Origin of the sequence: Diaphorobacter sp. HDW4B (assembly GCF_011305535.1) — a bacterium.
Classification (GTDB): domain Bacteria; phylum Pseudomonadota; class Gammaproteobacteria; order Burkholderiales; family Burkholderiaceae_C; genus Diaphorobacter_A.
In genome coordinates this window covers 4,712,391-4,734,928 of the sequence record NZ_CP049905.1, presented here as the reverse complement: position 1 = coordinate 4,734,928, position 22,538 = coordinate 4,712,391, and the positions used below count along the sequence as shown (strand labels likewise).

General features: G+C 63.0%; 26 protein-coding genes. 12 read left to right on the top strand and 14 right to left on the bottom strand.

The genetic code is table 11. The annotated features are described in order from the left end of the window. Window positions 1-6: 6 nt before the first annotated feature. The gene (locus tag G7048_RS21670; protein WP_166070120.1) at window positions 7-414 is read right to left on the bottom strand and encodes a hypothetical protein; all 408 of its coding nucleotides are present in this window, start codon (window positions 412-414) and stop codon (window positions 7-9) included. 3 nt (window positions 415-417) lie between these two features. After that, window positions 418-1,035: a M17 family peptidase N-terminal domain-containing protein gene (locus tag G7048_RS21665; protein WP_166070119.1), complete on the bottom strand. Its 618-nt coding sequence runs from the start codon at window positions 1,033-1,035 to the stop codon at window positions 418-420. Window positions 1,036-1,223: 188 nt separating this feature from the next. Between G7048_RS21665 and G7048_RS21660 the strand changes: the two genes are divergently transcribed. Together G7048_RS21660 and G7048_RS21655 are read left to right on the top strand one after the other, a co-directional pair. Beyond that, on the top strand, window positions 1,224-1,640 hold the full coding sequence (locus tag G7048_RS21660) for a cupin domain-containing protein (protein WP_166070118.1): 417 nt from the start codon (window positions 1,224-1,226) through the stop codon (window positions 1,638-1,640). Between the two features lie 95 nt (window positions 1,641-1,735). Next, complete coding sequence (locus G7048_RS21655) at window positions 1,736-2,347, top strand: GAF domain-containing protein (protein ID WP_240933066.1); 612 nt, start codon at window positions 1,736-1,738, stop codon at window positions 2,345-2,347. 55 nt (window positions 2,348-2,402) lie between these two features. On the opposite strand, the gene G7048_RS21650 is transcribed toward G7048_RS21655, so the two are convergent. Continuing rightward, window positions 2,403-2,735: an SMR family transporter gene (locus G7048_RS21650; protein ID WP_166070116.1), complete on the bottom strand. Its 333-nt coding sequence runs from the start codon at window positions 2,733-2,735 to the stop codon at window positions 2,403-2,405. A 223-nt stretch (window positions 2,736-2,958) separates the two neighbouring features. On the opposite strand from G7048_RS21650, the gene G7048_RS21645 reads away from it, so the two are divergent. Further along, the gene (locus G7048_RS21645; RefSeq protein ID WP_240933065.1) at window positions 2,959-4,026 is read left to right on the top strand and encodes a tripartite tricarboxylate transporter substrate binding protein; all 1,068 of its coding nucleotides are present in this window, start codon (window positions 2,959-2,961) and stop codon (window positions 4,024-4,026) included. Between the two features lie 54 nt (window positions 4,027-4,080). Continuing rightward, the gene (locus G7048_RS21640) at window positions 4,081-5,070 is read left to right on the top strand and encodes a TauD/TfdA family dioxygenase (protein WP_166070115.1); all 990 of its coding nucleotides are present in this window, start codon (window positions 4,081-4,083) and stop codon (window positions 5,068-5,070) included. Window positions 5,071-5,092: 22 nt separating this feature from the next. On the opposite strand, the gene G7048_RS21635 is transcribed toward G7048_RS21640, so the two are convergent. Next, a complete protein-coding gene (locus tag G7048_RS21635; protein ID WP_166070114.1) occupies window positions 5,093-5,944 on the bottom strand; it encodes a fumarylacetoacetate hydrolase family protein in 852 nt (283 codons plus the stop codon). Window positions 5,945-6,126: 182 nt separating this feature from the next. On the opposite strand from G7048_RS21635, the gene G7048_RS21630 reads away from it, so the two are divergent. From G7048_RS21630 to G7048_RS21620, 3 genes are all read left to right on the top strand, one after another. Then, window positions 6,127-6,750: a chromate transporter gene (locus G7048_RS21630; RefSeq protein WP_166070113.1), complete on the top strand. Its 624-nt coding sequence runs from the start codon at window positions 6,127-6,129 to the stop codon at window positions 6,748-6,750. A gap of 13 nt (window positions 6,751-6,763) precedes the next feature. Further along, window positions 6,764-7,360, top strand: a complete 597-nt coding sequence (locus tag G7048_RS21625; protein WP_166070112.1) for a chromate transporter — start codon at window positions 6,764-6,766, stop codon at window positions 7,358-7,360. A 236-nt stretch (window positions 7,361-7,596) separates the two neighbouring features. After that, window positions 7,597-8,007, top strand: a complete 411-nt coding sequence (locus G7048_RS21620; RefSeq protein WP_166070111.1) for an ankyrin repeat domain-containing protein — start codon at window positions 7,597-7,599, stop codon at window positions 8,005-8,007. 169 nt (window positions 8,008-8,176) lie between these two features. Here G7048_RS21620 and G7048_RS21615 read toward each other — a convergent pair whose 3' ends face one another. From G7048_RS21615 to G7048_RS21605, 3 genes are read right to left on the bottom strand one after another with little or no spacing between them, the layout of a single operon-like run. Next, complete coding sequence (locus tag G7048_RS21615; protein WP_371747581.1) at window positions 8,177-8,968, bottom strand: NAD-dependent deacetylase; 792 nt, start codon at window positions 8,966-8,968, stop codon at window positions 8,177-8,179. A gap of 23 nt (window positions 8,969-8,991) precedes the next feature. Beyond that, complete coding sequence (gene rlmB, locus G7048_RS21610) at window positions 8,992-9,744, bottom strand: 23S rRNA (guanosine(2251)-2'-O)-methyltransferase RlmB (protein ID WP_166070109.1); 753 nt, start codon at window positions 9,742-9,744, stop codon at window positions 8,992-8,994. 55 nt (window positions 9,745-9,799) lie between these two features. After that, window positions 9,800-11,416, bottom strand: a complete 1,617-nt coding sequence (locus tag G7048_RS21605; protein WP_166070108.1) for a 4-hydroxyphenylacetate 3-hydroxylase family protein — start codon at window positions 11,414-11,416, stop codon at window positions 9,800-9,802. A gap of 96 nt (window positions 11,417-11,512) precedes the next feature. Here G7048_RS21605 and G7048_RS21600 point away from each other — a divergent pair, with 96 nt between their 5' ends. After that, window positions 11,513-12,211, top strand: coding sequence for a TetR/AcrR family transcriptional regulator (locus G7048_RS21600; protein WP_166070107.1), 699 nt, complete (start codon window positions 11,513-11,515; stop codon window positions 12,209-12,211). Window positions 12,212-12,368: 157 nt separating this feature from the next. Next, window positions 12,369-13,589 carry a serine/threonine transporter SstT gene (gene sstT / locus G7048_RS21595; protein WP_166071110.1) on the top strand — a complete coding sequence of 407 codons (1,221 nt, stop codon included), beginning with the start codon at window positions 12,369-12,371 and terminating at the stop codon, window positions 13,587-13,589. Between the two features lie 35 nt (window positions 13,590-13,624). On the opposite strand, the gene G7048_RS21590 is transcribed toward sstT, so the two are convergent. Continuing rightward, entirely contained in the window at window positions 13,625-14,335 is a 711-nt protein-coding gene (locus tag G7048_RS21590) for an ABC transporter ATP-binding protein (protein ID WP_166070106.1), read from the bottom strand. Between the two features lie 77 nt (window positions 14,336-14,412). On the opposite strand from G7048_RS21590, the gene G7048_RS21585 reads away from it, so the two are divergent. Then, entirely contained in the window at window positions 14,413-15,045 is a 633-nt protein-coding gene (locus tag G7048_RS21585) for an arylesterase (RefSeq protein ID WP_166071109.1), read from the top strand. Window positions 15,046-15,048: 3 nt separating this feature from the next. Here G7048_RS21585 and G7048_RS21580 read toward each other — a convergent pair whose 3' ends face one another. Together G7048_RS21580 and G7048_RS21575 are read right to left on the bottom strand one after the other, a co-directional pair. Then, entirely contained in the window at window positions 15,049-16,284 is a 1,236-nt protein-coding gene (locus G7048_RS21580; RefSeq protein WP_166070105.1) for a PLP-dependent transferase, read from the bottom strand. 52 nt (window positions 16,285-16,336) lie between these two features. Continuing rightward, entirely contained in the window at window positions 16,337-16,816 is a 480-nt protein-coding gene (locus tag G7048_RS21575; protein ID WP_166070104.1) for a BON domain-containing protein, read from the bottom strand. A gap of 202 nt (window positions 16,817-17,018) precedes the next feature. On the opposite strand from G7048_RS21575, the gene G7048_RS21570 reads away from it, so the two are divergent. Both G7048_RS21570 and G7048_RS21565 read left to right on the top strand, forming a co-directional pair. Beyond that, window positions 17,019-18,692 carry a SulP family inorganic anion transporter gene (locus G7048_RS21570; protein ID WP_166070103.1) on the top strand — a complete coding sequence of 558 codons (1,674 nt, stop codon included), beginning with the start codon at window positions 17,019-17,021 and terminating at the stop codon, window positions 18,690-18,692. 44 nt (window positions 18,693-18,736) lie between these two features. After that, window positions 18,737-19,516, top strand: coding sequence for a sulfurtransferase (locus tag G7048_RS21565; protein ID WP_166070102.1), 780 nt, complete (start codon window positions 18,737-18,739; stop codon window positions 19,514-19,516). Window positions 19,517-19,536: 20 nt separating this feature from the next. Here the strand turns inward: G7048_RS21565 and G7048_RS21560 are convergent, their stop codons facing one another. The 4 genes from G7048_RS21560 to G7048_RS21545 all read right to left on the bottom strand — a co-directional run bounded on the left by G7048_RS21560 (window position 19,537) and on the right by G7048_RS21545 (window position 22,383). Continuing rightward, entirely contained in the window at window positions 19,537-20,436 is a 900-nt protein-coding gene (locus tag G7048_RS21560) for a pirin family protein (RefSeq protein ID WP_166071108.1), read from the bottom strand. A 16-nt stretch (window positions 20,437-20,452) separates the two neighbouring features. Continuing rightward, window positions 20,453-20,863, bottom strand: a complete 411-nt coding sequence (locus G7048_RS21555) for an OsmC family protein (RefSeq protein WP_166070101.1) — start codon at window positions 20,861-20,863, stop codon at window positions 20,453-20,455. A 36-nt stretch (window positions 20,864-20,899) separates the two neighbouring features. Then, window positions 20,900-21,334: a DoxX family protein gene (locus G7048_RS21550; protein ID WP_166070100.1), complete on the bottom strand. Its 435-nt coding sequence runs from the start codon at window positions 21,332-21,334 to the stop codon at window positions 20,900-20,902. Window positions 21,335-21,432: 98 nt separating this feature from the next. Next, window positions 21,433-22,383, bottom strand: a complete 951-nt coding sequence (locus G7048_RS21545) for an adenylate/guanylate cyclase domain-containing protein (RefSeq protein ID WP_240933063.1) — start codon at window positions 22,381-22,383, stop codon at window positions 21,433-21,435. Window positions 22,384-22,538 lie beyond the last annotated feature (155 nt).

The following is a 22,538-nucleotide window of genomic DNA, read 5'->3' as shown; positions in this document are numbered from 1 at the left end:
CGGGACTCAATCGTCGATCTGCCTGAGCTGCACCGGCCCCTCTTCTGGCACCAGCACGTTGAAGCGCCGCTTGCCTTGGTTGTCCAGCAGCACCAGCCCCGAAACGCCCTCATTGTTGAGGAACAGATAAGCGCTCGCCCCATTCTTGCGGGTGAATTTGACATGCGTGCCCTTGTCGTCGATCTCCAGCACCGCATTCGGTTGATCGGCGGCCACGGCGTTGAGGCTCAGCGCCGCATGCCCCGAGCCGCTGATGGACAAGCTGGCGGCGGCCTGACCATCCTCGCGCAGCCAGGTGATGCCAGGCTCGGCCGTTTTCGCGGAAAGCACAATGCGGGGCCGTCCCTGCGCATCGACGATTTTCAGTTCCTGCATTTGCTGGCTGGATTCCGACATGGTGAGTGCTCCTTGCATGCCTCAGTTTCTTTGGCTTTTCCACGACTCGAACGCCGCCTGATAATGCACAGCCGCGCCATCGAAATGCGTGGCTCCGGCATCGAAATACCAGGTCTTGAGCGCAGGCAGCGCGGCCAGGCCCATGTCTGCAAGACGCCCAGCCGCTTCGAGCTGATTCAGCAAAGCCTCCATCAAATGCGGCTCGACCGGTTCACCCGCCTGCACGCCATGGTCGATCAGGCTGGGCGCAAACGCTGCACTGGCCACCTTGTGCTGAATGGCCGCGTTGACGGAAACCGCCACCGCATCGGCGCTCTTGCGCGCCGCCCAGAACTCCGGCTTGCCCAGCCCCACAACGAGACACGACGAGGCCGCAATCGACTTCGGCAACTTCGTCATCAGCAGCGTCTGCAAGCTGTCCGCCGCCGGAATGCCTTGGGTCCACAAGCGCGTCAAAGCGCCATCCAAGGCACGGTCCAGATCGGCCGCGCCGCCCTGCAGACCATCGGCATGCAGCGAATGGGTGAAAAGGCAAGCGCACGACAACTCCGTCTTCGCACCCACGCCATCCCACACCGCAATCTTGATGACCGTGTCTCGCCACTGGCCCAGTTTCAATTCTTTGGGAGATGCATCCATGGATTGTTCGCCTCTGCTTTGTGTGGAGCGCTCGTGCGCCGAAAAGCTTTCATGATTCAGACGACGCGCGCCATCACATGACGGACAAGCGGCCATCGCGCTGTCGGAAGACACGCCATCGATGCACAAAAATCGTCCAAACAGAGACAATGAACCCGCAACGACAGAAACAACAACGGAGACATACCATGACCACCTCGACCGCTGCCGATCAGCTCGTCGTCACCCACGCCCACAATGCCCTCTTCGAGCGCGGGCTGCGCTCCTTCTTCGAGTACCGCGATCTGGGCATGAACAAGGTCACCGATGGCCGCGTCGTCGCGCATGTGATCCGCGCGGCGCAAGGCGAAGAATTCAACGGCGTGCCGCACCTGCACCACACCCAGTTCCAGCTTGTCTACGTGCTCAAGGGCTGGGTGGAATTCGAATACGAAGGCCACGGCCCCGTGCGGCTGGAGGCGGGTTCCTGCGTCTACCAACCGCCGGGCATTCGCCATCGCGAACTGGGGCACAGCGAGGACATCGAGATGCTGGAAATCGTCATGCCCGGCGAGTTCAAGACCGAGGTAGTGGAGAGTGTCGAGCGCAAGAGCCAGCAGAAATAGCCGCGCTGCCGACGCGCATTTCCTTCTATCGGCCATCAACCGTCGCTAAACTTCACACCACAAAACGAAGTGTTACGAAGGGGTATCCATTGGCCATGCACATCTGGGACTACGCACCGGACGCGCTCGAAGTCAGCGTCACCGAGCTGATTGTCACTACCGCGGATCAAAGCGACGAGCTGGTGGACGACACCGTCCGCCAGGTGCTTCACGACCTGCGCGAAAACTTGAAGATGGACGTGATCTTCATCTCCGAAATTCGCGACGGCAAGCGCATGTTCAAGCATGTGGACAACAAACCCGGCTGCGACCTGATCGCCACCGGCGGCGGTTCGCGGCTGGAAGAGTCATTCTGCCAATGCGTGCTCGACGGTCGTCTGCCCAAGCTCGTGCATGACGCCGAAACCCATCGCCAAAGCGCCAAGCTGCCGGACACGCCATTTCGCGTCGGCGCGCACATCAGCGCGCCCATCGTGCTCGTCAACGGTCAGGTCTACGGAACGCTGTGCACCTTCAGCATGGCCGCCGATCCGACACTCACGCAAAAGGACTTGCAAAAGCTCGAATGCGTGGCCCGCGTGGCTGCCAAGCGCATCGATGCGCGCCTGACCCAACAGCGCGAAGAAGTGATGGCAGGCTGGGTACTGCAACCCGTCGAGGAAGCCCAACAAAAGAAGGACTGGAGCGACAAGCTCGGCCGCAAATAAGGCGGCATCCGCCGGCTGCGCAACACGCGTCGGCGCTCAGAACCTGTTCAGGATCTCAGTGCCCTGCCGTCTTGGAAAACAGCTGGATCACCAGCACGCCGATCACGATCAACGCCATGCCCGCCACGGCAGGCCAATCGAGCTTCTGGTTGTGCACCAGCCAGCCGACGATGGAGATCAGCACAATGCCCAGCCCCGACCAGATGGCGTAGACCACGCCCGTCGGGATGGACTTCATCACCTGCGACAGCAGATAAAAAGAAATGCAGTAACCCACGACCGCCAGCGCACCGGGAGCGATACGCTGAAAGCCGTCGGACGATTTGAGAGCAGTGGTGGCGATCACCTCGGTGACGATGGCCGCGCCGAGCAAAAGAAGTGGAGACATGACTGAAAAACCTCTGGACCGCTTGGCCACACAGGCCAAAGAACGCGTCCAAGGGTTTGAAGACTAGTCGAAAAATTCGACCGGAAAACGAAAGCACGACTTTGCCCCCACATGCACCGGGTGCAAGCAGGTTTTTCGCATGTCGTCATATTGAATCCTTCGTTGTTGCAGCGCAGCGTGGCTTCTAAAGTCTCCCTCTTGTCCAAGAGTTCCGGAGCCTTTCATGTCAGTCGCCATCGCAGCACAACCCGCCATTCGTCGCAACGCAGCCCGCTGGGTGGCCATGGTGGCGGCGGTCTGCAGCACGCTGATGGCGGGCCATGCCGTCGCACAGAACACGACTGCAACCAGCACGACATGGAAGCCCACCAAGGCCACGGAATTCATCGTTCCGAGCGGCGCGGGAGCGGCCCTCGACGTGGCTGCACGCAAGCTCACCGAACTGCTGACGCGCGAGGGGTTTGCGCCCAGCATCGTGGTCAGCAACAAATCGGGCGCGCATTCGATTGCGGCACTGGAAAGCCTGAACCGTCACCCCGGCGACGCCCATACGCTGATGACGCTGAGCACCAGCTACGGCAACAGTCTGGCCCAGAACGCCCTGCCCGCCCATCTGCAGAACAGCACGCCGCTGGTGACCCTGTTCCGCGAATTCACTACCGTCGTGGTGCGCGCCGATTCGCCCTTGAAAAACGCGCATGACCTGATCGCGCAACTGCGTCAGGACCCAGAGAAATACTCCATCGGCATCGCCACCACGCTTGGCAATCACATTCATCTCGGCGCTGCGCGGCCCTTGCAGCAAGGTGGTGTCGACATCAAAAAGCTGCGCATTGTTCCGTACAAGTCTTCGGCAGAATCGATGACGGCACTGGTCGGTGGCCATCTGGACGTGGTCTCCGCCACCACGCCCAATCTGCTGCCGTATCTCCAATCCGGCCGCGTGCGCATCCTCGCGATTGCGGCGGACCAGCGTCTGGGCGGCGTGTTTGCCCAGTCGCCCACCTGGAAAGAGCAAGGCATCGACTACGTGAGCGACTCCTTTCAAGGCGTGATGGCGCCGTCCGGGCTCGGCGAGCCGCAGAAGACCTACTGGGTGAGCGCACTGCGCAAGGTGTCCGAAACCCGCGAGTGGAAGGATTTCGTGGCCCTGAACCAGTGGGACGCACAGTTTCTCGGCCCCAAGGAAACCGCTCGCGCCCTCACCGAACAAGTCGCACGCAGCCACGCGCTGCTGCTCGAACTCGGCCTGCTGCCCGCCACTGCGGTGAAAGTCGCCAACGCACGCTGAGTCGACATCGCAGCCACCACGACCAATACAACCAACACAACGAGGAGAAGCCATATGAACGCGCCACTGCCACACAACCCGCTGCAACGCCTGGACGAACAGCTCGCCGCTGCACAGAACACCACCCCGCATATCCAGGTGACGCCGCAGTCCGCACACATCGGCGCGCTGATCGGTGGGGTCGATCTCAAGCAGGCGCTCAGTGATGCCGAAGTGCACACCCTTCGCTCCGCCCTGCTGCGCTGGAAGGTGATTTTCTTTCGCGACCAGCATCTCTCGCACGACGAGCATGTCGCGTTCTCGCGCCAGTTTGGCGAGCTCACGCTGGGCCATCCCGTTTTCGGTCATGTGGATGGCCATCCCGAGCTGTACTCGATTGCCAAGCACCGCAAGGCCAACCGCCACAGCGGTCAGGCGGAGCAGCGTCCATGGACGGGTTGGCATGCCGACGTGACGGCCGCGCACAACCCACCGGCGGCGTCGATTCTGCGCGGCGTGACCATTCCGCCCTACGGCGGCGATACGCAATGGACCAATCTGGCCGTGGCCTACGAAGCCCTGTCACCGGCCCTGCAGTCCTTTTTGCAGACCCTGCGCGGCGAGCACCGCTTCAGCCCGCCGCAAGGCGCGAACGCCACCGCCGAATATCTGGAACTGGTGCGCAACAACACGCTGGTCAGCGAACACCCGCTGGTGACCGTGCATCCGGAAACCGGTGAGAAAGTGCTCTACATCAGCCCCGGTTTTCTCAAGCAGATCAACGGCCTGCACACCCGCGAATCGCGCGTGCTGCTGGAGTTTCTGTGGGAGCACGCAGTGCGCAGCGACTTCACCGTGCGCTTCAAGTGGGAGCCCGGATCGATTGCCTTCTGGGACAACCGCGCCACCGCCCATGTCGCGCCGCAGGACATCTTCGCGCTGGAGTTCGATCGCCAACTCTACCGCAGCACCTTGGTCGGGCAAATTCCGGTCGGTGCCGATGGCCGCGCCTCCACCGCGATTCAGGGCGACCCGGTGCTGGCCGCCCATGGCGCAGCCTATTGAGCAGCGTACCGAGTGAGCGGGATCAGCCCCCGCCCGCCACGCACTTGAGCCGCTGCTCCCCCAGCCCCGTGATGCCCAGACGCATCTCGTCGCCCACACGCAGGAATTTGGGCGCAGGCTTCTGGCCCAGCCCCACGCCTGCGGGCGTGCCGGTCAGCACGATGTCGCCGGGCTCCAGCGTCATGAAGTCGCTGATGTAGGACAGCATGGTCGGCACGTCGAAGATGAAGTTCTTCGTGTTGCCGTCCTGCATGCGCTGGCCGTTCACGTCGAGCCACAGACCAAGCGCGTGCGGATCGGCCACCTCGTCGGCGGTCACCAGCCACGGGCCGATGGGCGCGAAAGTGTCGTAACTCTTGCCCTTGTCCCACTGTCCGCCACGCTCGGTCTGGTAGGCACGTTCGGAGACATCGTTGGCCAGCACATAACCGGCGATGTGCTGCGTCGCAGCTTCCTTTTTCACATGCTTGAGCCGCGTGCCGATCACGATGCCGAGTTCGACCTCCCAGTCGGCCTTCTCCGCACCGGGCGGAATCTGCACATCGTCGTTCGGGCCGCTCAATGTGGTGATCGCCTTCATGAACAGCACCGGCTCCTTGGGCACGGGCATGTTGGCTTCTTCCGCATGGTCGCGGTAGTTCAGGCCCACGCAGACGATCTTGCCGACATGGCCGATCGGGCAACCCAGTCGCACACCCTCTTCCACCAACGGCAGCTTGCCGATGTCGATGGCTGCCAGCGCGGACAGGGTGCGCGGCGAAAGCTGCTGCGGCCCCACTTCGGGCAGCAGCATCGACAGATCGCGCACACGCCCCTCAGCATCGACCACCCCGGCGCGCTCCGCGCCCATCTCGCCATATCGGACCAGCTTCATGAAAATCTCCTTGTTCGTTCTGCACAGACGCTGAATACTCCACCGAATGTTAGTCGCAGTCTCGGTGGACATCGGGCGGCAACCATCTCAAGACCTGATGGCCGCTTCTCGTTCCGCGATGTCCTGCACCCAAGCCGGAAGCCGCACTGCGCTTACCATCGGGGCACAACACCGAGACAAGCATGACCGTCGCTCCCGCACCGCTCCCCACCCCAACCGCTCCAGTGCTCAAACGCCCCGCCAATCTGCGCGAGCTGTTCTGGGCCTTCACAATTTTGGCGCTGCAGGGCTTTGGCGGCGTGCTCGCGGTCGTGCAGCGCGAGATGGTGGACCGCCGCCAGTGGATCACCAACGAGGAATTCATCGAAGACTGGGCCGTCGCGCAGATCCTGCCCGGCCCCAACGTGGTCAATCTGTCGATGATGATCGGCGACCGCTATTTCGGCCTGCGCGGAGCGATCACGGCGGTGCTCGGCATGTTGAGCATTCCCATGCTGCTGGTGATCGTGCTGGCCATCCTCTACCAACATTACTCCGCAGTTCCGCAGGTGGCAGGCGCGCTGCGCGGCATGGGCGCGGTGGCGGCGGGCCTGGTGATCGGCGCGGGCTTCCGACTCGCGGTGGCGTTTCGCAAGCATCCGCTCGGGCCGATGGTGTGCTGGGTGTTCGCCGCCATCACTTTTGCGGCAATGGCGCTGTGGCGCTTTCCGCTGGGCTGGGTGCTGCCAGTGGTCGGTGGCACCGCCTGCGTGCTCACCTGGTTCAAGCTCGGGCGCGACACCGCTCAGGCAACCAAGTCCCAATAAAAAAAGGCTCGGCATGGAAACCCACATCACGATGCAAGCCGCCGACTGGTTGCACTTGTTCGTCTACTACATGACGCTGTCGCTGCTGTCCGTAGGCGGAGCCATCGCCACCGCGCCGGACATGCACCGCTATCTGGTCGATGAACACCATTTACTCACCGATCTGCAGTTCAACAACTCGATTGCGATTGCCCAATCCGCACCGGGGCCCAACGTGCTGTTCGTCGCGCTGTTCGGCTGGAACATCGGCATGAGCGCCGCCCCCGCAGGCAGCCACCTCGGCTGGCTGTTGGGGAGCCTCGGCGTAGTCGTCTGCATGGTCGGCATTCTCTTGCCCAGCAGCACACTGACCTTCGTCGCCACCCGCTGGGCACAACAACACCGCGAAATGCGCGCCGTGCGTGCCTTCAAACAAGGCATGGCCCCGCTGGTCGTGGGCCTGCTCTGCGCCACCGGCTGGGTCCTCGCCAGCGCCCACGGCGGCCCGCTGGCAGCTTGGCCGCTGTGGTGCGTGACGGCAGTCACTGCGGTGCTGGTCTGGCGTACCAAGATTCACCTGCTTTGGCTGCTGAGCATTGGCGCTGTGCTGGGTGCGTTTGGTGTGATCTGAACTGCTTCGCCGAGCTCACGGGAAGCGGCGGCAGGTGCAAGCGGGCTTCTGCAGACGGCCAGTCTGTGAAGGTCGGAGGACGGCCAGAAGCGGAAGTTGGGCTGCCACTGTCAGCTGCGGCTCCGGGGCCACTTTTGAGCTCCTGAGTCGTAGTAAGCGAGGAGCTCTCAAGATCAAAATCCGTTGACTTCATCGAACGGTATATTTGACAGCCTTTGACGTAGTGGGAACTGTCCATGGACAACGAATTGCCTTCGGGAAGTGCGGCTCAGGGCGCAGCAGAGACGCCTTTGCATTCCGCTGCATGGGCAAACGACCTTGCACACGCAGAGCAACTTGTGCGCAATGGAGTATCCGTTGATGTGCAGGACTCGGTTGGCGAGTCACCCCTGCATGGTGCATCGGCATGGGGGCACATCGAAATGGTGACGTTTCTCATTGCCCAAGGTGCGGACCCGAATTTGCAGGAGCAAACAGGTCTCACGCCGCTTCATTGGGCCGCGAGCCATGGAAATCTGGAAACCGTGAAGGCTCTAATTGCAGCTGGTGCCGCGCACAAAATCGCAAACTCGTTTGGTCAAACCGCCTCAGCATTGGCACTAGCTCACCGGAAATGGGAAATTGCACAATTTTTAGATGCTCTCTAACGGTTACTCATCGGGATGATGATGCCGTGGATACCTCCCATGCATACATGGATGGAAAGAGCGCAAATGCCCGCTTTGGGTCGACACACGAAGTTGAACACTCGACTCCACTGCCTCACGCGTGAAGCGCCGCCCACTCCCCATTCGCGCCAACTTGACCCCTACCAGCTCAAGCCGCAATACGCGTCTCGCCCGTCCCCAGAATCCACGGCAGCGCCACGGACGCCGGGCTGCGAACGATCAGGTCTGCGGCGTCGTCCAATTCACTGACCGATGGATTCACGATGATGACCTTGGCTCCAACGCGTGAAGCCAGGCGCGCCAGACCTGCGGCGGGATAGACCGCCCCGGCGGTGCCTACCACCAGCATCAGATCGCAGGCCTCAGAAGCCTTTTGCGCGCGATCGAGCACGCGGTAGGGAAGCGCTTCGCCAAACCAGACCACGGCTGGTCGGACCAGATTGCCGCATTGATCGCAATGGGGTGGATCGCCCGCTTCGGCGTAGTCGAGATGGCAGCAGTCCTTGGGCGTGTCCAGCCAAGCTTGCGTATTCAGATCGCCGTGCAGGCACAGCACGTCGCTGCTGCCCGCGCGTTGATGCAGGCCATCGACGTTCTGCGTGACCAGCGTGAACTGCCCGGTCTTGTGGGTTTTTTCAAAAGCGGCAAGCGCGACATGGCCAGCGTTGGGCTCGACCTTGGCGACCAATTCGCGGCGGTATTCGTACCAGCGCCAGACCATGGCCGGATTGGCCCGGTAGCCCGTCTGCGATGCCATATCCTCGGGCCGGTACTGGGACCAGAAACCCGTCTGCGCGTCGCGAAAAGTCGGCACGCCAGATTCGGCGCTGATGCCTGCTCCGGTCAATACCACGATGTTTTTGGCCGTTGCCACCCATTGGGCAGCAACGGCCATCGGCTCTTCTTGCTCAGTCTGCCCTGCTTGTTCTTCGTTGCTCATGATGACGATCTCACCTCACCCGCTCAGATGCCGCGTTGACGCACGGTTTCGTAGAGACAAACGCCGCTCGCCACCGAGACGTTCAGGCTCTCGACCGCGCCCTTCATGGGGATCTTCACCAACTGATCGCAGGTCTTGCGCGTGAGCTGGCGCATGCCGTCGCCTTCCGCACCCAGCACCAGCGCGACCGGGCCCTTCAGATCGACCTCGTAGATCGTCTTGTCGGCGTCGCCACTCGTGCCGATGCACCAGATGTTGCGTTCCTTCAACTCGTTCAGGGTACGCGCCAGATTGGTCACCATGAAGTACGGCACGGTTTCCGCCGCACCGCTGGCCACCTTGGCCACCGTAGCGTTGATGCCGGCCGCGTTGTCCTTGGGAGCGATCACAGCGTGCACGCCCGCACCGTCGGCCACACGCAGGCAAGCGCCCAGATTGTGCGGATCGGTCACACCGTCGAGCACCAGCAGCAGCGGGTTCTTCACGCCGTCGGCTTCCAGTTGATCGAGCAGGTCGTCGAGCGACGTCACCTGCGCGATCTCCTGCACGCGCGCCGCCACGCCCTGGTGACCATGCGAGCCCGCCAGCTTGGCGATGCGCAGCGAATCCGCCTCGATCAGCCGCACCCCCACCTCTTTGGCGCGCTCCACGAACTGGCGCATGCGCGCATCGCGGCGCGTGGCCTCGTAGTAAACCTCGATGATCGATTGCGGCGCGGTTTTCATGCGCACGCCAACGGCGTGAAAGCCGAACAGGACTTTGGGGGAAGAAGACATATGGCCGCCATTATCCCGCGCCCGGCCATCTCCTATCTGCGGAGCAAGAAAATCACTACGCCGTCTTGCGGGACTCCGGCAACGGCACCATCACCGGCTGTCCGGGTGTGGTGCAGCCGGTGTCGCAGCAGCAGCCCGGCTGGCGGTTGCGGGTGATGGAGCGTTCGCCCTGCTCTGCAAGCACGCCTCGGTCGAGCAGGCGTTCGACCAGATCGACCTTGTTGCCCAGCGGGTAGTTGCGCCAGATTTCCTGCTTGAGCGCTGCGGGCGAGCCGCCGCCGTGCAGGCTGATGAGCGAGTACCAGCCGGCCTGGTATGACGCGGTGAGGTCTTCCATGAAACGTGCGGCTTCGATGCGCTTGTCGTAGGGCACGTCGGGATTGGCGCGCAGCACTTCGGCAAGGCTTGCGGCGGTTGCGGGGTTGTGGTCTTCATCCGGGCCGGGCAAGGCAACGATCAGGCCGCCCGAGACCTCGTGCGCGAGGCGGTGCATGTCGTAGATCTGGGTGGCGAGCAGCAGTTTGCCGATGTTGCTGAACACCGCGTCGGGCATGAAGCTGCGGCTGTGCTTGTCCTGCGTGGCGTAGACGCTGGCGGCCACGCCGCAGGCGAAAAAGCCCTCGACGATCTTGATGAGTTCGACCATGGGCTCACGTAGATTGCTCTTCACGTCGGGGTCGAGCCCGTTGGCTTCGCACATGAGCGCGCCTGCTCCGATCAGCAGATCGCCGAAACCCGCGCGCGCGGCGATGCAGCTGTGGCGATGGTGCGTGGCGTAGCTGTAGGTGAGCACGTGGCTGAGTTCCCATTCGCCCTCGAAGAACACGCGGTCCCATGGCACGAACACCTGGTCGAAGATGACCACCGCCGTGGCCTGACCGAAGCGGCGCGAGAACAGCGCGTCGCCGTGTTCGAGCTTGTCACCGGGTCGGCCTGCGGGGCGCGAGATCATGGTCACGCCCTTGGCATCGACCGGCACGGCGCAGCAGACGGCGAAGTCGGCGTCTTCCTTGCCCATATTGCGGCTGGGCATGACGAGCAGTTCGTGCATGTAGGGCGCGCCGGTCACGATGGCTTTGGCACCGCTGATGACGATGCCCTTGGCGTCGCGGCTGACGACGTGGACGTAGGTGTCGGGATTGGCCTGCTGGTGCGGCTTCTTGCTGCGGTCGCCCTTGGCGTCGGTCATCGCCACGCCGAGTGCAATGTCGCGGTCCTGCACGTCGGCCAGATAAGCCGCGAAGCGCTCGCGGTGCTCGCTGCCGCCGCGTGCATCGTCGATCTGCGCGACGGCCTGCGCGATGCCGTTGAGCGCGTCGTGGCCCAGATAACGCTGGGCGCAGCCGGTTTCTTGGCACATCACGCGCACGACTTCGAGCTTGTTGAGCAGGTCGCCCGAGGACTCGTTGATGTGCAGCATGCGGTTGACCACGCAATTGCGGTCGGTCTGCGTGGCCAGCGCAATCGGCGCGACCTCGGGGCGCAACGCAAAGTCGTAGGTGAACGACAGCGCGTTGACGCCCGGACGCAGCGACGGCGCATCGACCACGCTGTCGATCAACTGGCCGTCCACGTAAACGACCGGCTTGAGCCGCCTGAGCGATTCGCGGTACTCCTCGCCGGTCATCAAGCGGGCGCGCTCGGGGGGCTGCACCAAGTTCTTGGTCTCCATGTCTGTCTCCTTCATCGTGTGGGTCTCGAATATTTATTGAACACCGTTTAATATTTAAACACTGTTCAACAAATTCGGCAATATCTACAATGCCGCATGTCCAGAATCGCACCCGCTTCGAAAAACACGGCGCAAAGCATCCGCCCCGCTCGCCAGAAAACGCTGTCCGATGCCCGTCGCCAGCATGTGCTGGATTCCGCCCGCGCGGTGTTTTTCGAGCTGGGCCTCGAAGGCACGAGCATTCGCGAGATCGCCAAACACGCGGGCTACACGCCGGGCGCGATCTACAGCTATTTCACGAGCAAGGAAGACGTGTACGCGGCGCTGCTGGGCGAATCGCTGGAGCGGCTCAACGAGGCCGTGCGAATCGCCGTGGGCCCCGCAACTGGCAAGCCCGACCAGCGCCTTGCCGCAGCCGCGAAGGCGTTTTTTCAGTTCTATGCAGACAACCCGCGCGATCTCGATCTGGGCTTTTATCTGTTCCAGGGCATGCAGCCGCGCGGGCTGACGGCGGAGCTCAATGAGCAGTTGAACAAGCGCCTGCGCGATTCGCTTGCGCCAGTCGAGACCGCCTTGCAGGAACTCGGCATGACGCAAGCCATGGCGCTGGCCGAGGTGACCGCCCTGTTCGCCCATGTCGTCGGCCTGCTGGTGCTCAGCCACACGGGGCGCATCCGCATGTTCCGGCAGCAGTCGAGCGATCTGTTTGCCGCCTATCTGCAGCAGCTCGCGGCGCGCGCCGCGTCACATGGAAGCGAACCCATCCGGCAGCACGGGGTTAGCCCCGCCCGGTAAAATTCACGTCATATGGCGGCCGTACCTCAGTCGCCAACCCGCTCACACCGCGCCCCACCTGCGCGGTGTTTTTCATTCCGGACGCCTCCGGATTCAGATCGACCGCCCATTGCCGAGCCACCACAAGTGGCGCAGCTTTGGCATGGATTTACTGGCCATGATTCTTTCTCCCGTTGTGAACTGGTTCAAACGCACCAGTCTTGTCGCCCAGATCGCCATTGCACTGGTTCTCGGCATCGCCATCGCGCTGCTTGCACCCGGTTTGGCCGCGCAGTTGTCGATTCTCGGCACGCTGTTCATCGCCGCGCTCAAGGCGGTTGCGCCGGTGCTGGTGTTCGTGCTGGTGATTGCGGCCATCAGCAATCACAAGGTGGGAGAGACCACGCTGATCAAGCCCGTTCTGGCGCTCTACGCCGTGGGCACGCTGGCGGCAGCAGCTGTGGGAGTGGCGGCCAGTTTCATGTTCCCAAGCCAATTGGTGCTGGACGTTCAGACCGCCGCGGCCAAGGCACCGGGATCGATTTCGGAAGTGCTGCTGGAGCTGCTGATGAACGTGGTCAGCAACCCGGTGAAGGCGATTTCCGAGGCCAACTACATCGGCATTCTGGCGTGGGCCGTGGCTCTGGGCATGGCGCTGCGCCACGCGAGCGAGACCACGCGCAACACGCTGCAGGATCTGTCGGATGCGGTCACGCAGATCATCCAGCTCGTCATCCGCTTTGCGCCTTTCGGCATTCTGGGCCTCGTCGCCACCACGTTCGCCGACGCCGGCCTGCAGGCGCTCAAGGGCTATGCGCATCTGCTCGTCGTGCTGGTCGGCTGCATGCTGTTCGTGGCGCTGGTGATCAACCCGCTGATCGTATGGTTCATGATCCGCCGAAACCCCTTCCCGCTCGTGCTGACCTGCCTGCGCGAGAGCGGTGTGACCGCGTTCTTCACACGCAGCTCGGCCGCCAATATTCCAATCAACCTGGCTCTGGCCAAGCGCCTGAAGCTGCACGAAGACACCTACAGCGTGGCGATTCCGCTGGGCGCGACCATCAACATGGCCGGTGCGGCCGTCACCATCAGCGTGCTGTCGCTGGCGACTGCGCACACGCTGGGCATCCCTGTGGATGTGCCGACCGCCTTGCTGCTGTGCGTGGTGGCGTCGGTGTGCGCCTGCGGCGCTTCGGGCGTGGCAGGCGGCTCGCTGCTGCTGATTCCGCTGGCCTGCAGCCTGTTCGGCATTTCCAACGATGTGGCGATGCAGGTCGTCGGTATCGGCTTCATCATCGGCATCCTGCAGGATTCGACCGAAACCGCGCTCAATTCGTCCACCGACGTGATCTTCACCGCCGCCGCCAGCATGGCCGCCGAGCGCAAGCAGATCGCCTGATCAGGCGTTCTTCAGCATCGCCATCGTCATCATCATCAATCCATCGAGGCCACACGCCCGGCCTCGATGACGATGCGCCGGTCGCAGCGCGCGGCAATGCCCCGGTCGTGCGTGACCATGACCAACGTCGTGCCCAGTTCGCAGTTCAGGTCGAACATGAGCTGCATGATGGTCTCGCCGGTGGCGAAATCCAGACTTCCCGTCGGCTCGTCGGCCAGCAAAACGGCGGGCTTCACGACAAACGCGCGGGCCAGCGCCACGCGTTGCTGCTCGCCGCCGGAAAGCACCTTGGGATAGTGATTGAGCCGCTGCCCCAGACCCACGCGGGCGAGCATTTCCTGCGCCAGCGTGCGCGCATTGCGGTCGGCCACCAGTTCCAGCGGCAGCATCACGTTTTCGAGTGCGGTGAGATTGCCCATGAGCTGAAAGCTCTGGAACACAAAGCCCATCTTCTGCCCGCGCAGCGCGGCGCGCTCGTCCTCGTCGAGCGCAAACAGATCCTGCCCGGCCAGCCGCACCGCGCCTTTGGAGGGCGTGTCCAGCCCCGCGATGATCGACAGAAGCGTGCTCTTGCCCGAGCCGGACGCGCCGACGATGGCCACGGTTTCCTTGGGCGCGAGACGGAAATCGATATCGCGCAGAATATCCAGCGAGCCCGTCGAATCTTCCACCGACTTGTGCACGTGATCGACGGCGATGATCGGTTCGATGGCGGCGGATGTTTGTGCGGAACTGGATTCGGTCATGAACACTCTCAACAGGCTGGAATGACTGGCAACAAAGGATAAATCAAGCGATGAATCTACGAGACTGTATCGCGAGCATGGTGCTCACATGCGCCGCGTGGGCTTGCACTGGTGCGCAGGCCGCCTCAGGCACTCCAGGCACATCCGGCGCGCCCGCCACGATTCTGGTGGTGGGCGACTCGATCAGCGCCGAATATGGCCTCGCGCGCGGCACGGGCTGGGTCACCTTGCTGGAAAGGCAGATCGCCACCGACAAGATCAGCGCCAAGGTCGTCAACGCCAGCGTGAGCGGCGACACCACATCGGGCGGGCGTTCGCGCCTTCCCGCGCTGCTGAAAACGCATCAGCCCACGCATGTGATTCTGGAGCTGGGCGCGAACGACGCGCTGCGAGGATTGCCGCTCAAGAACACCGATGACAACCTCTCGTGGATGACCGAGCAATCGCAGAAAGCCGGTGCCAAGGTGGTGCTGGTGGGCATGCAGGTGCCGCCGAACTATGGCGGCAAATACACGCAGCAGTTCGGTGAGGTCTTCCCCGCCGTGGCCAAGAAGTACCAGACGGCGCTCGTGCCGTTTCTGCTCAAGGGCGTGGCCGATGATGCGGACCCGACCCGCCTGTTTCAGGCAGACCGGATTCACCCCAACGCGACCGCCCAGCCGCTGCTGCTGGGCAATGTGTGGCCGGTGCTCAAGCCCTTGCTCAAGTGAGCTTCAGGCTCCGAGGGCGAGCTTGAACGCCTGCGCCAGATCGGCTTGCAGATCGCGCGCGGCTTCCAGGCCAATCGAGAAACGCACGATGGTGCCCTGCTTCAGGCCGGACGAAGGCAGGCTGCGCATGCTCGGCAGTTCGTAGGGAACGACCAGACTGATCGGGCCGCCCCAGCTGTAGCCGATCTTGAACAGCTTGAGGTTGTCGCAGAACTGGTCGATCTGATCCTGTGAGAACTTCGGATCGATCACCACGCTGAACAGACCAGCCGCCGCGCCGTTCGGATTGTCTGGCGTGCAGCACAGCGCCTTCCATTGCGCATGTCCGGGCGAGCCCGCCAGTGCGGGATGCAGCACCTGCACCACGGCGGATTGCGAAGCAGCCCATTCGGCCAGTTCGCGCGCCACCTTGTCGTGCGCGTGATAACGCAGCGCCATGCTGGGCAGCGAGCGCAGCACGGCTTCGACGTCGTTCATGCCGACGCCAAAACCAATGCGCATGTGCGTGAGCTTGAGCTTCATGTGCACCGACAGCTCACGCGTGGTGATGCTGCCCATGAGCACATCGCCGCCGCCGCTGGGGTACTTGGTGAGCGCATGCACCGACACATCCACACCGAGGCTGCCGCCGTCGCGCAGCAGATCGAACGGCTGGAACGCCAGACCCGCGCCCCAGGTGTTGTCGAGCACGCAAAGAACCTTGCGCTCGCGGCAGATGCGGACCTGCTGAATCAGGTCGGGAAATTCCAGCGTGACGGAGCCCGGCGCTTCCAGCCACACGAGCTTGGTTGCAGGTGTGATTTTGGCCGCCAGATCAGCAGGATCGAGCGGATCGAAATACTGGTGCGTGATGCCGTAGTGCTTGAGTTCGACCTCGGCCAGCGCCTTGTTGGGGCCGTAGGCGTTGTCGGGAATCAGCACCTCGTCGCCGGTTTTCAGCAACGACAGCGACACCGTGGCGATGGCCGCCAGACCGCTAGGCACCAGCAGGCATTGCAATCCACCTTCGAGCGACGCGATGCGCTCTTCCAGCACATAGCTGGTCGGCGTGCCGTGCAGGCCATAGGTGTAGGCCGACTTGTCCTTCCAGTCGAAGTCGCGCATCGCGGCGACGTTCGGGAAGAACACGGTCGATGCCTTGCAGACCGGAGGCTGGGGAGCCGCGAATCCACCGGGCGCTTCGTAGCCGTGGTGGATCAGGTCGGTGACGATGTCTTTGGAGGATGGCACTTGAGTCATCCCCCGATGGTAGCGCCCCGACCCGCCGGGCGCTGCCTCGTGGGCCAAATACTCAACCAGCGCTGGGCTTCAGGTCGTTGACGACGCTCTTCACACCCTCGACCGCCTGCGCGAGCTTGGCCGCATGCTCTGCATCGGCGGGGGTCTTGACGGGGCCAGACAGGCTCACCACGCCGTCCTTGGTATCCACATTGATGAGCACCGCGCTCAGGTTCGGATCGGCGGTGAATGCGGCCTTGACCTTGGTGGTGACAGCCGTGTCGTCCAGCACTGCCGCTGCGTTGCTGGCGGCGTTCTGCGCAGCCTGGCTGGCGTCCTGAGCCGCCGATTCCATCTTCTGCTTGGCTTCGTTGGCGGCGGCTTCGGTTTTTTCCACCGCTGTGTCCAGCTTCTGACCCGCTGTGGGCTCGCCCGGCTTCTTGTCGCACGCGGCCAATCCGGCGGCCAGCACCACTGCCAGCGCCACTGCGGCTCCGCGACGCCACACGGCACGTGGATCGCCAGCGGAGGTGGGAGTATTTGCGTTGTTCATGGAGTCTGTCCTCATTGCTGTTGCAGGAGACTTCACTCTATCCACGACGCGGCCGCTCATGGGTTCGTCGGTTACAGCGATCCGCGTAGGACAATCCTCACTTCCTTACAAAGATGCACGGGTGTTGGCGCTTGCTTATGATGGCCGCAAGCGGCGCTCGCTCGTCGCCACATCACGAGACCTACAGAGACAATCACCCGCAATGAATTTGCAAACCCTGCGCCAATGGCTGCCCTTTCTGAATTGGCCGCGCCCCGACAAGACACTGCTCAAAGGCGAACTCATTGCGGGCCTGACCGTGGGCCTGATGCTCGTGCCCCAAGGCGTGGCCTACGCGGCGCTGGCGGGCATGCCACTGGTCACAGGCATCTACGCGTCGCTGATCCCGGCCATCGTCGCCGTCATGTTCAGTTCGTCCACGCGCTTGGGCGTGGGGCCGACGGCGCTCACCAGCCTGCTGATCGGCGCATCGCTCACCGGCATGGCCGAGCCCGGCAGCGCGCACTGGGTGTCGCTGGCGGTGTGGCTGGCGATTCTGTCGGGTCTGCTGCAAGCCGTGGTCGGTCTGGTGCGCTTTGGTTGGCTGGTGAGCCTCATCACCTCGCCCGTGCTCACCGGCTTCACGCAGGCGGCAGCGCTGCTGATTCTGCTGTCGCAATTGCCCGCCTTGCTGGGCATGCGAACCGGCTGGCACGCGTTTTTCAGCAATCCGTCGATTCACCATTTCGACTTCACCGCGCTGGCGTTCGGCGTCGGCAGCGTGGTCGCGCTCACACTCACCAAAAAGCTGCGCCCGACCTTTCCGGGAGCGATTCTGGTGATCGTCGGCGCAGGCGTCATCAGTTGGTTGATCGGCTTTGCCGACCGGGGCGGCGACGTGATCGGCCACCTGCCCTCGGGCTTTCCGAGCCTCTATCTGCCGGACTGGCTGAGCTGGGATGAATTCGGCGCGCTGCTCATGCCCGTGATGATGGTGGCGCTGGTGAGCTTTCTGGAAACCGCATCGAGCGCCAAGATCGAACACCAGCGCGAGGGCACGCTGTGGAACGAAAACCAGGACCTGATCGCGCAGGGTCTTGCCAAGATCAGCTCGGGCTTTTCGGGCGGTTTTGCGACCAGCGCATCGTTCTCGCGCTCGGCGCTCAATCTCTATGCGGGCGCGCAGACGGGCTGGTCGAATCTGTTCGCCACCGGCCTCGTGCTGGTCGCGCTGCTGTGGCTGCTGCCCGAGCTCTACCATGTGCCCGACGCGGTGCTCGCCGCCATCGTCGTGACCGCCGTGACGGGCCTGTTCAAACCGCGCGAGCTGCTGCGCTTGTGGAAAATCTCGCGCATCGAGGCCTCCATCGGCATCGCCACCTTCGCGCTCACGATTGCCACAGCACCGCGCATTTACTGGGGCGTGCTCGCAGGCGTGGTGGCCAATCTGTGCTTCTACATCTACCAACACATGCACCCGCGCATCATCGAGGTGGGCGAGCATCCCGACGGCAGCCTGCGCGATCGCAAGCTGTGGCAGCTCGCGCCGCTTGCGCCGCATCTGCTCGCGCTGCGCATGGATGCGGAGCTCGACTTCGCCAGCGCCGCATCGCTGGAGCGCCGCATCACGCGCGAGCTGCAATCGCGCCCGGACATCCGCGATGTCTGCCTGTTCGCCTCGCCCATCAACCGCATCGACATCACCGGCGTGGAAGCCTTTCAGCGCCTGCGCTGGCAGATGAGCAAGCACGGCGGAACGCTGATTCTGAGTGGCCTGAAGCTGCCCGTGGAGCAGCGCTTGGAGCGCGCCGGTGCGCTCACCGCCGCCGAGAATCTCAAGCTCTACCGTACGGATTCGGAAACGCTGGCAGCGCTGCGCAAGCACTCTGCCGGATAATTGCGGGTTCTCTGACTCGGCCTTCTGGCTTTGGATCGTTTGCCGTGACCCCGGTACTGAATATCTCGACCTATCTGTTCGTTCCCATCCCGGACGCGGCGCAGTTGCGCGACGTGCTGCACGAGCGCGCCATCCACGCCAACCTCAAGGGCACGATCCTGATCGCGGAAGAAGGCATCAACATGTTCCTTGCGGGCGATGCTGACGTGGTGCGCGGCTTCGTCACCGAGCTGAAGAAGGACGAACGTTTCGCCTCGCTCGAACCCAAGGAAAGCTGGTCCGATCACCAACCCTTCCGCAAGATGCTGGTGAAGGTGAAGAACGAGATCATCCGCATGAACATGCCGACGATCCGCCCTTCGTCTGGACGTGCGCCCGCCGTTGCGCCCGAGACGCTGCGCCGCTGGCTGGAAGCTGGCCACGACGACGCAGGCCGCCCCGTGGTCACGCTCGACACGCGCAACGATTTCGAGGTCGATCAAGGCACGTTCGAAAACGCCATCGACTGGCGCATCACCAAGTTCACCGAATTTCCGCAGGCCCTGAGCGCCCACAAAACCGAGTTCGAAGGCAAGACCGTGGTGAGTTTCTGCACGGGCGGCATCCGCTGCGAAAAGGCCGCGATTCTGATGCAGAACGAGGGCATCGAGAACGTGTACCAGCTCGAAGGCGGCATCCTCAAATACTTCGAGTTGACCGACGGCGCGCACTACAACGGCGGCTGCTTCGTGTTCGATCAGCGCGAGGTGCTGGGCGTCGATCTGGATGCCGTGCCGCTGGTGCATGGCAATGCGCCCGTGGACGCAGACAAAGCGCCCGACTGAGTCGACGCTTCAACCGTAAATCACCTGCGGCGAACGTATCTCTCAGGCAGCGGAATGAATTCGCTGTCACCCGGCACGCTGCCCATGGTGTGGTCTTCCCAGCGCTGCGCGGCGCGCTCGATCAGTTCCGTGTTGCTAGCCACGAAGTTCCACCAGAGGTGACGTGGCACATCAAGCTGCAGGCCGCCAATCACGATGAGGCGTGCGGCCTCGTGCTTGGACGCATTGTTGACCTGCGTGGCATGGCGCGGCGTCAGCATGGCCATGGTGTGGCGCTGAATGAATTCACGCCCGAGCATCACGTCGTGATCGACGGTGTAGATCGCTGCTTCGTGCGACCAGGCGGGCAACTCGATCCCGCCGCCGGGGCCCAGAACAATGTCCAGATACAGCGTCTCGGTCAGCGTCACCACGGGCGACTGGTGATCGTAGGCCGAGCCGATGAGCACGCGCACCTGGGCATCATCGACCTTGAACTGCGGAATGCGCGCTGCGGGATAGTGGGTGAACGTGGGCTCGATCTGCTCTTGTGCCACCGGCAGCGCGGCCCAGAGTTGAATTCCGTGGTTCACGTAAGTGGTGTTCGCCAGAGACTGCGGCCTGCGTTCCGAATGCACGATGCCGCTGCCCGCCGTCATCCAGTTGATGGCGCCGGGCTCGATCAGTTGCTCGCTGCCCAGACTGTCGCGGTGCATCATCGCGCCCTCGAACAGATAGGACACCGTGGACAGGCCGATGTGCGGATGCGGGCGCACATCGATCTGCGATTGCGGCTGGACGGTGACGGGCCCGAAATGGTCGAAGAACACGAACGGCCCCACGGACCGGCACTGCAGCGAAGGCAGCATGCGGCGCACGACGAAGCCGCCGCCCAGGTCCTTGACGTGACCTTGCAGACGCAGTGGCATGGGACTGTTCATCATCATGGCAACCACCTCAGGGCACGCCACGCGCGATCTCGGTCGAGATCTCCGTGGTCACCTTGGTCATGAGTTTGTGGATCGGGCAGTTCTCGGCCGCTCGCTGCAGCTCGGCCCATTGCGCATCGGTCAGATCGGCCTGGATCTGCATGCGAACGGCGAGTCGGTACGTACCCGTGCGTTCCTGACTCGCATCGCGTTCGACCGTGGTCTTCAGGTCCTGAATCGTCCAGCCCTTGTGCCGCGCATACCAGAGCACCGTGAGCGCCTTGCACGAAGCGAGCGCTGCGTCGTACAGATCATGCGGCTCGGGGCCGGTGTCCTCACCGCCCTCTTTCACCGGCGCATCGACGCGCAGCACATGCTCGCGAATGTGCAGCTCGGCCGCCATCGGCGTGCCCTGAATGCGTGCAAGTTCAACTGTCATTTCTTCCTCTCTTGAACACTGGCGGGCCAAGCCCTCTCAGTAGCCGGTTCGCTTGGCGTCCATGCTCCACGCGCCCGCACCTGCCACGGAGAGCGCCAGCAAGCCGCCCGCAATGGCCAGATTCTTGGTGAACATGAGTTGCTGCACACCCACCTGAGCCCCCGACTGTGCCCAGTAATTGTGAAACAGGCATGCCGCAACCACCGTGAAAAAGGCCAAACCCCAGGACGCCAGACGCGTCTGGAAGCCGACGATCAACGCCAGTCCTCCGCCCACCTCCGCGACGATGGCCGCAGCCGCGAGCAATTGGGGAATGGGCAAACCCTGAGACGCGATGTAACCAACCGTACCTTCAAAGCCGGTGATCTTGCCGATGCCCGCTGGCAAGAACATATAGGCCAGCAGCAGCCGCCCCACCAACAGCAGTGCGGAATCCAGACCCGAGCGCGAGGTATGTGTAGCCGTGACCATTTGCGTCTCCATGAGATGTGACGCAATACCCTAACCGGGCCAGCGGCGCGCGCCTTGTAGGATGAAGGCGCGTCAACAAACGATGTGTGCACAGCGCATCAGCGCGGTGTCTGGCCTTCTCCGAGACGCAGATTGGTGCCCGTCACATGGAAGGCAATGCGCGGGGCATCTTCGACGGTGAACGGCAGGCTGAGCGCCAGCTCGCCATTGCCATGCAGAACGCAGCTGTCGCGGCGCAGTTGAATGGACGTGTCGCTGCCATCAAAGCGTACCCAGGTGCCGAAGGTGCTCACATCGGTCAGCACGAAGCTGCCATCGATCCAGTCGATGCGCGCATGCAGGCGCGACACGCGCTGGTCGTCGATGTACAGATGCGCCTCGCTCGAACGCCCCACATGCACCGGCACCTCGGAGGAGCGAAACTGCATGTGCGCGCGCCCCCACGAGAACTGGATCTGCAGCGGCGAAGTGGCTGTGATCGTGCCGAAGTCAGTCAACCCACCCTGCTGCGTGAGCATCTCCATGCCCTCGTCCACGCGCCATTCGATCTGGTACATCAGCAGCGGGTCGGCCTTGCCGCGCACCTTGAGGTGACCCAGCCGCACAAAGCGCGCATTCGGCATTTCGGAAGTGACGTTCACGACCGCTTCCGTCGCCCAGATTTCTCCGGCCGCAGCCCGGTCGCACAGACGCGCCGCCGTGTTGACCGCATCGCCGTAGCAATCACCGCCCACGTCGAGCACCTCGCCACAGTCGAGGCCCACGCGCACGTCGGGATTGATGCTGTGAACCGGCTCGGTAATCCGCTCGCGGTACTCACGCATCACATTGAGCATGCCCTCCACGGCGACCGATGGCTCGCCGAACAGCGCCATCACCCCGTCGCCCAGCGTCTTGACCACGCGCCCGCCTTCCGACTCGATGCGGCCAGCCATCCACTGCACGACCTCGGTCACCATGAGCGTCGCGCGCTCATTGCCCAGTGTTTCGTACAGGGACGTACTGCCGACGATGTCGGCAAAAACGACGGTAGTCTGTGATCCAGTCACACTGCAAGCCCTTTCCGGGCGATGGCACGCGTCACGAATTCCCCTTTTTCTTGTGTTCTGACACCGTGGGCAGCCTCTCAAGCCGCGCATGGTGAATGCGATTTATCAATCGCGATTGCAAATCGATTATCAGCATAATGCCCTCGACATGAGCA

Excerpts from the sequence above, each read along its gene's own strand:
- G7048_RS21670 (WP_166070120.1), bottom strand. The coding sequence starts at position 414 with ATGCAAGGAGCACTCACCATGTCGGAATCCAGCCAGCAAATGCAGGAA.
- G7048_RS21665 (WP_166070119.1), bottom strand. The coding sequence starts at position 1,035 with ATGGATGCATCTCCCAAAGAATTGAAACTGGGCCAGTGGCGAGACACG.
- G7048_RS21660 (WP_166070118.1), top strand. The coding sequence starts at position 1,224 with ATGACCACCTCGACCGCTGCCGATCAGCTCGTCGTCACCCACGCCCAC.
- G7048_RS21655 (WP_240933066.1), top strand. The coding sequence starts at position 1,736 with ATGCACATCTGGGACTACGCACCGGACGCGCTCGAAGTCAGCGTCACC.
- G7048_RS21650 (WP_166070116.1), bottom strand. The coding sequence starts at position 2,735 with ATGTCTCCACTTCTTTTGCTCGGCGCGGCCATCGTCACCGAGGTGATC.
- G7048_RS21645 (WP_240933065.1), top strand. The coding sequence starts at position 2,959 with ATGTCAGTCGCCATCGCAGCACAACCCGCCATTCGTCGCAACGCAGCC.
- G7048_RS21640 (WP_166070115.1), top strand. The coding sequence starts at position 4,081 with ATGAACGCGCCACTGCCACACAACCCGCTGCAACGCCTGGACGAACAG.
- G7048_RS21635 (WP_166070114.1), bottom strand. The coding sequence starts at position 5,944 with ATGAAGCTGGTCCGATATGGCGAGATGGGCGCGGAGCGCGCCGGGGTG.
- G7048_RS21630 (WP_166070113.1), top strand. The coding sequence starts at position 6,127 with ATGACCGTCGCTCCCGCACCGCTCCCCACCCCAACCGCTCCAGTGCTC.
- G7048_RS21625 (WP_166070112.1), top strand. The coding sequence starts at position 6,764 with ATGGAAACCCACATCACGATGCAAGCCGCCGACTGGTTGCACTTGTTC.
- G7048_RS21620 (WP_166070111.1), top strand. The coding sequence starts at position 7,597 with ATGGACAACGAATTGCCTTCGGGAAGTGCGGCTCAGGGCGCAGCAGAG.
- G7048_RS21615 (WP_371747581.1), bottom strand. The coding sequence starts at position 8,968 with ATGAGCAACGAAGAACAAGCAGGGCAGACTGAGCAAGAAGAGCCGATG.
- rlmB (WP_166070109.1), bottom strand. The coding sequence starts at position 9,744 with ATGTCTTCTTCCCCCAAAGTCCTGTTCGGCTTTCACGCCGTTGGCGTG.
- G7048_RS21605 (WP_166070108.1), bottom strand. The coding sequence starts at position 11,416 with ATGGAGACCAAGAACTTGGTGCAGCCCCCCGAGCGCGCCCGCTTGATG.
- G7048_RS21600 (WP_166070107.1), top strand. The coding sequence starts at position 11,513 with ATGTCCAGAATCGCACCCGCTTCGAAAAACACGGCGCAAAGCATCCGC.
- sstT (WP_166071110.1), top strand. The coding sequence starts at position 12,369 with ATGATTCTTTCTCCCGTTGTGAACTGGTTCAAACGCACCAGTCTTGTC.
- G7048_RS21590 (WP_166070106.1), bottom strand. The coding sequence starts at position 14,335 with ATGACCGAATCCAGTTCCGCACAAACATCCGCCGCCATCGAACCGATC.
- G7048_RS21585 (WP_166071109.1), top strand. The coding sequence starts at position 14,413 with ATGGTGCTCACATGCGCCGCGTGGGCTTGCACTGGTGCGCAGGCCGCC.
- G7048_RS21580 (WP_166070105.1), bottom strand. The coding sequence starts at position 16,284 with ATGACTCAAGTGCCATCCTCCAAAGACATCGTCACCGACCTGATCCAC.
- G7048_RS21575 (WP_166070104.1), bottom strand. The coding sequence starts at position 16,816 with ATGAACAACGCAAATACTCCCACCTCCGCTGGCGATCCACGTGCCGTG.
- G7048_RS21570 (WP_166070103.1), top strand. The coding sequence starts at position 17,019 with ATGAATTTGCAAACCCTGCGCCAATGGCTGCCCTTTCTGAATTGGCCG.
- G7048_RS21560 (WP_166071108.1), bottom strand. The coding sequence starts at position 20,436 with ATGAACAGTCCCATGCCACTGCGTCTGCAAGGTCACGTCAAGGACCTG.
- G7048_RS21555 (WP_166070101.1), bottom strand. The coding sequence starts at position 20,863 with ATGACAGTTGAACTTGCACGCATTCAGGGCACGCCGATGGCGGCCGAG.
- G7048_RS21550 (WP_166070100.1), bottom strand. The coding sequence starts at position 21,334 with ATGGTCACGGCTACACATACCTCGCGCTCGGGTCTGGATTCCGCACTG.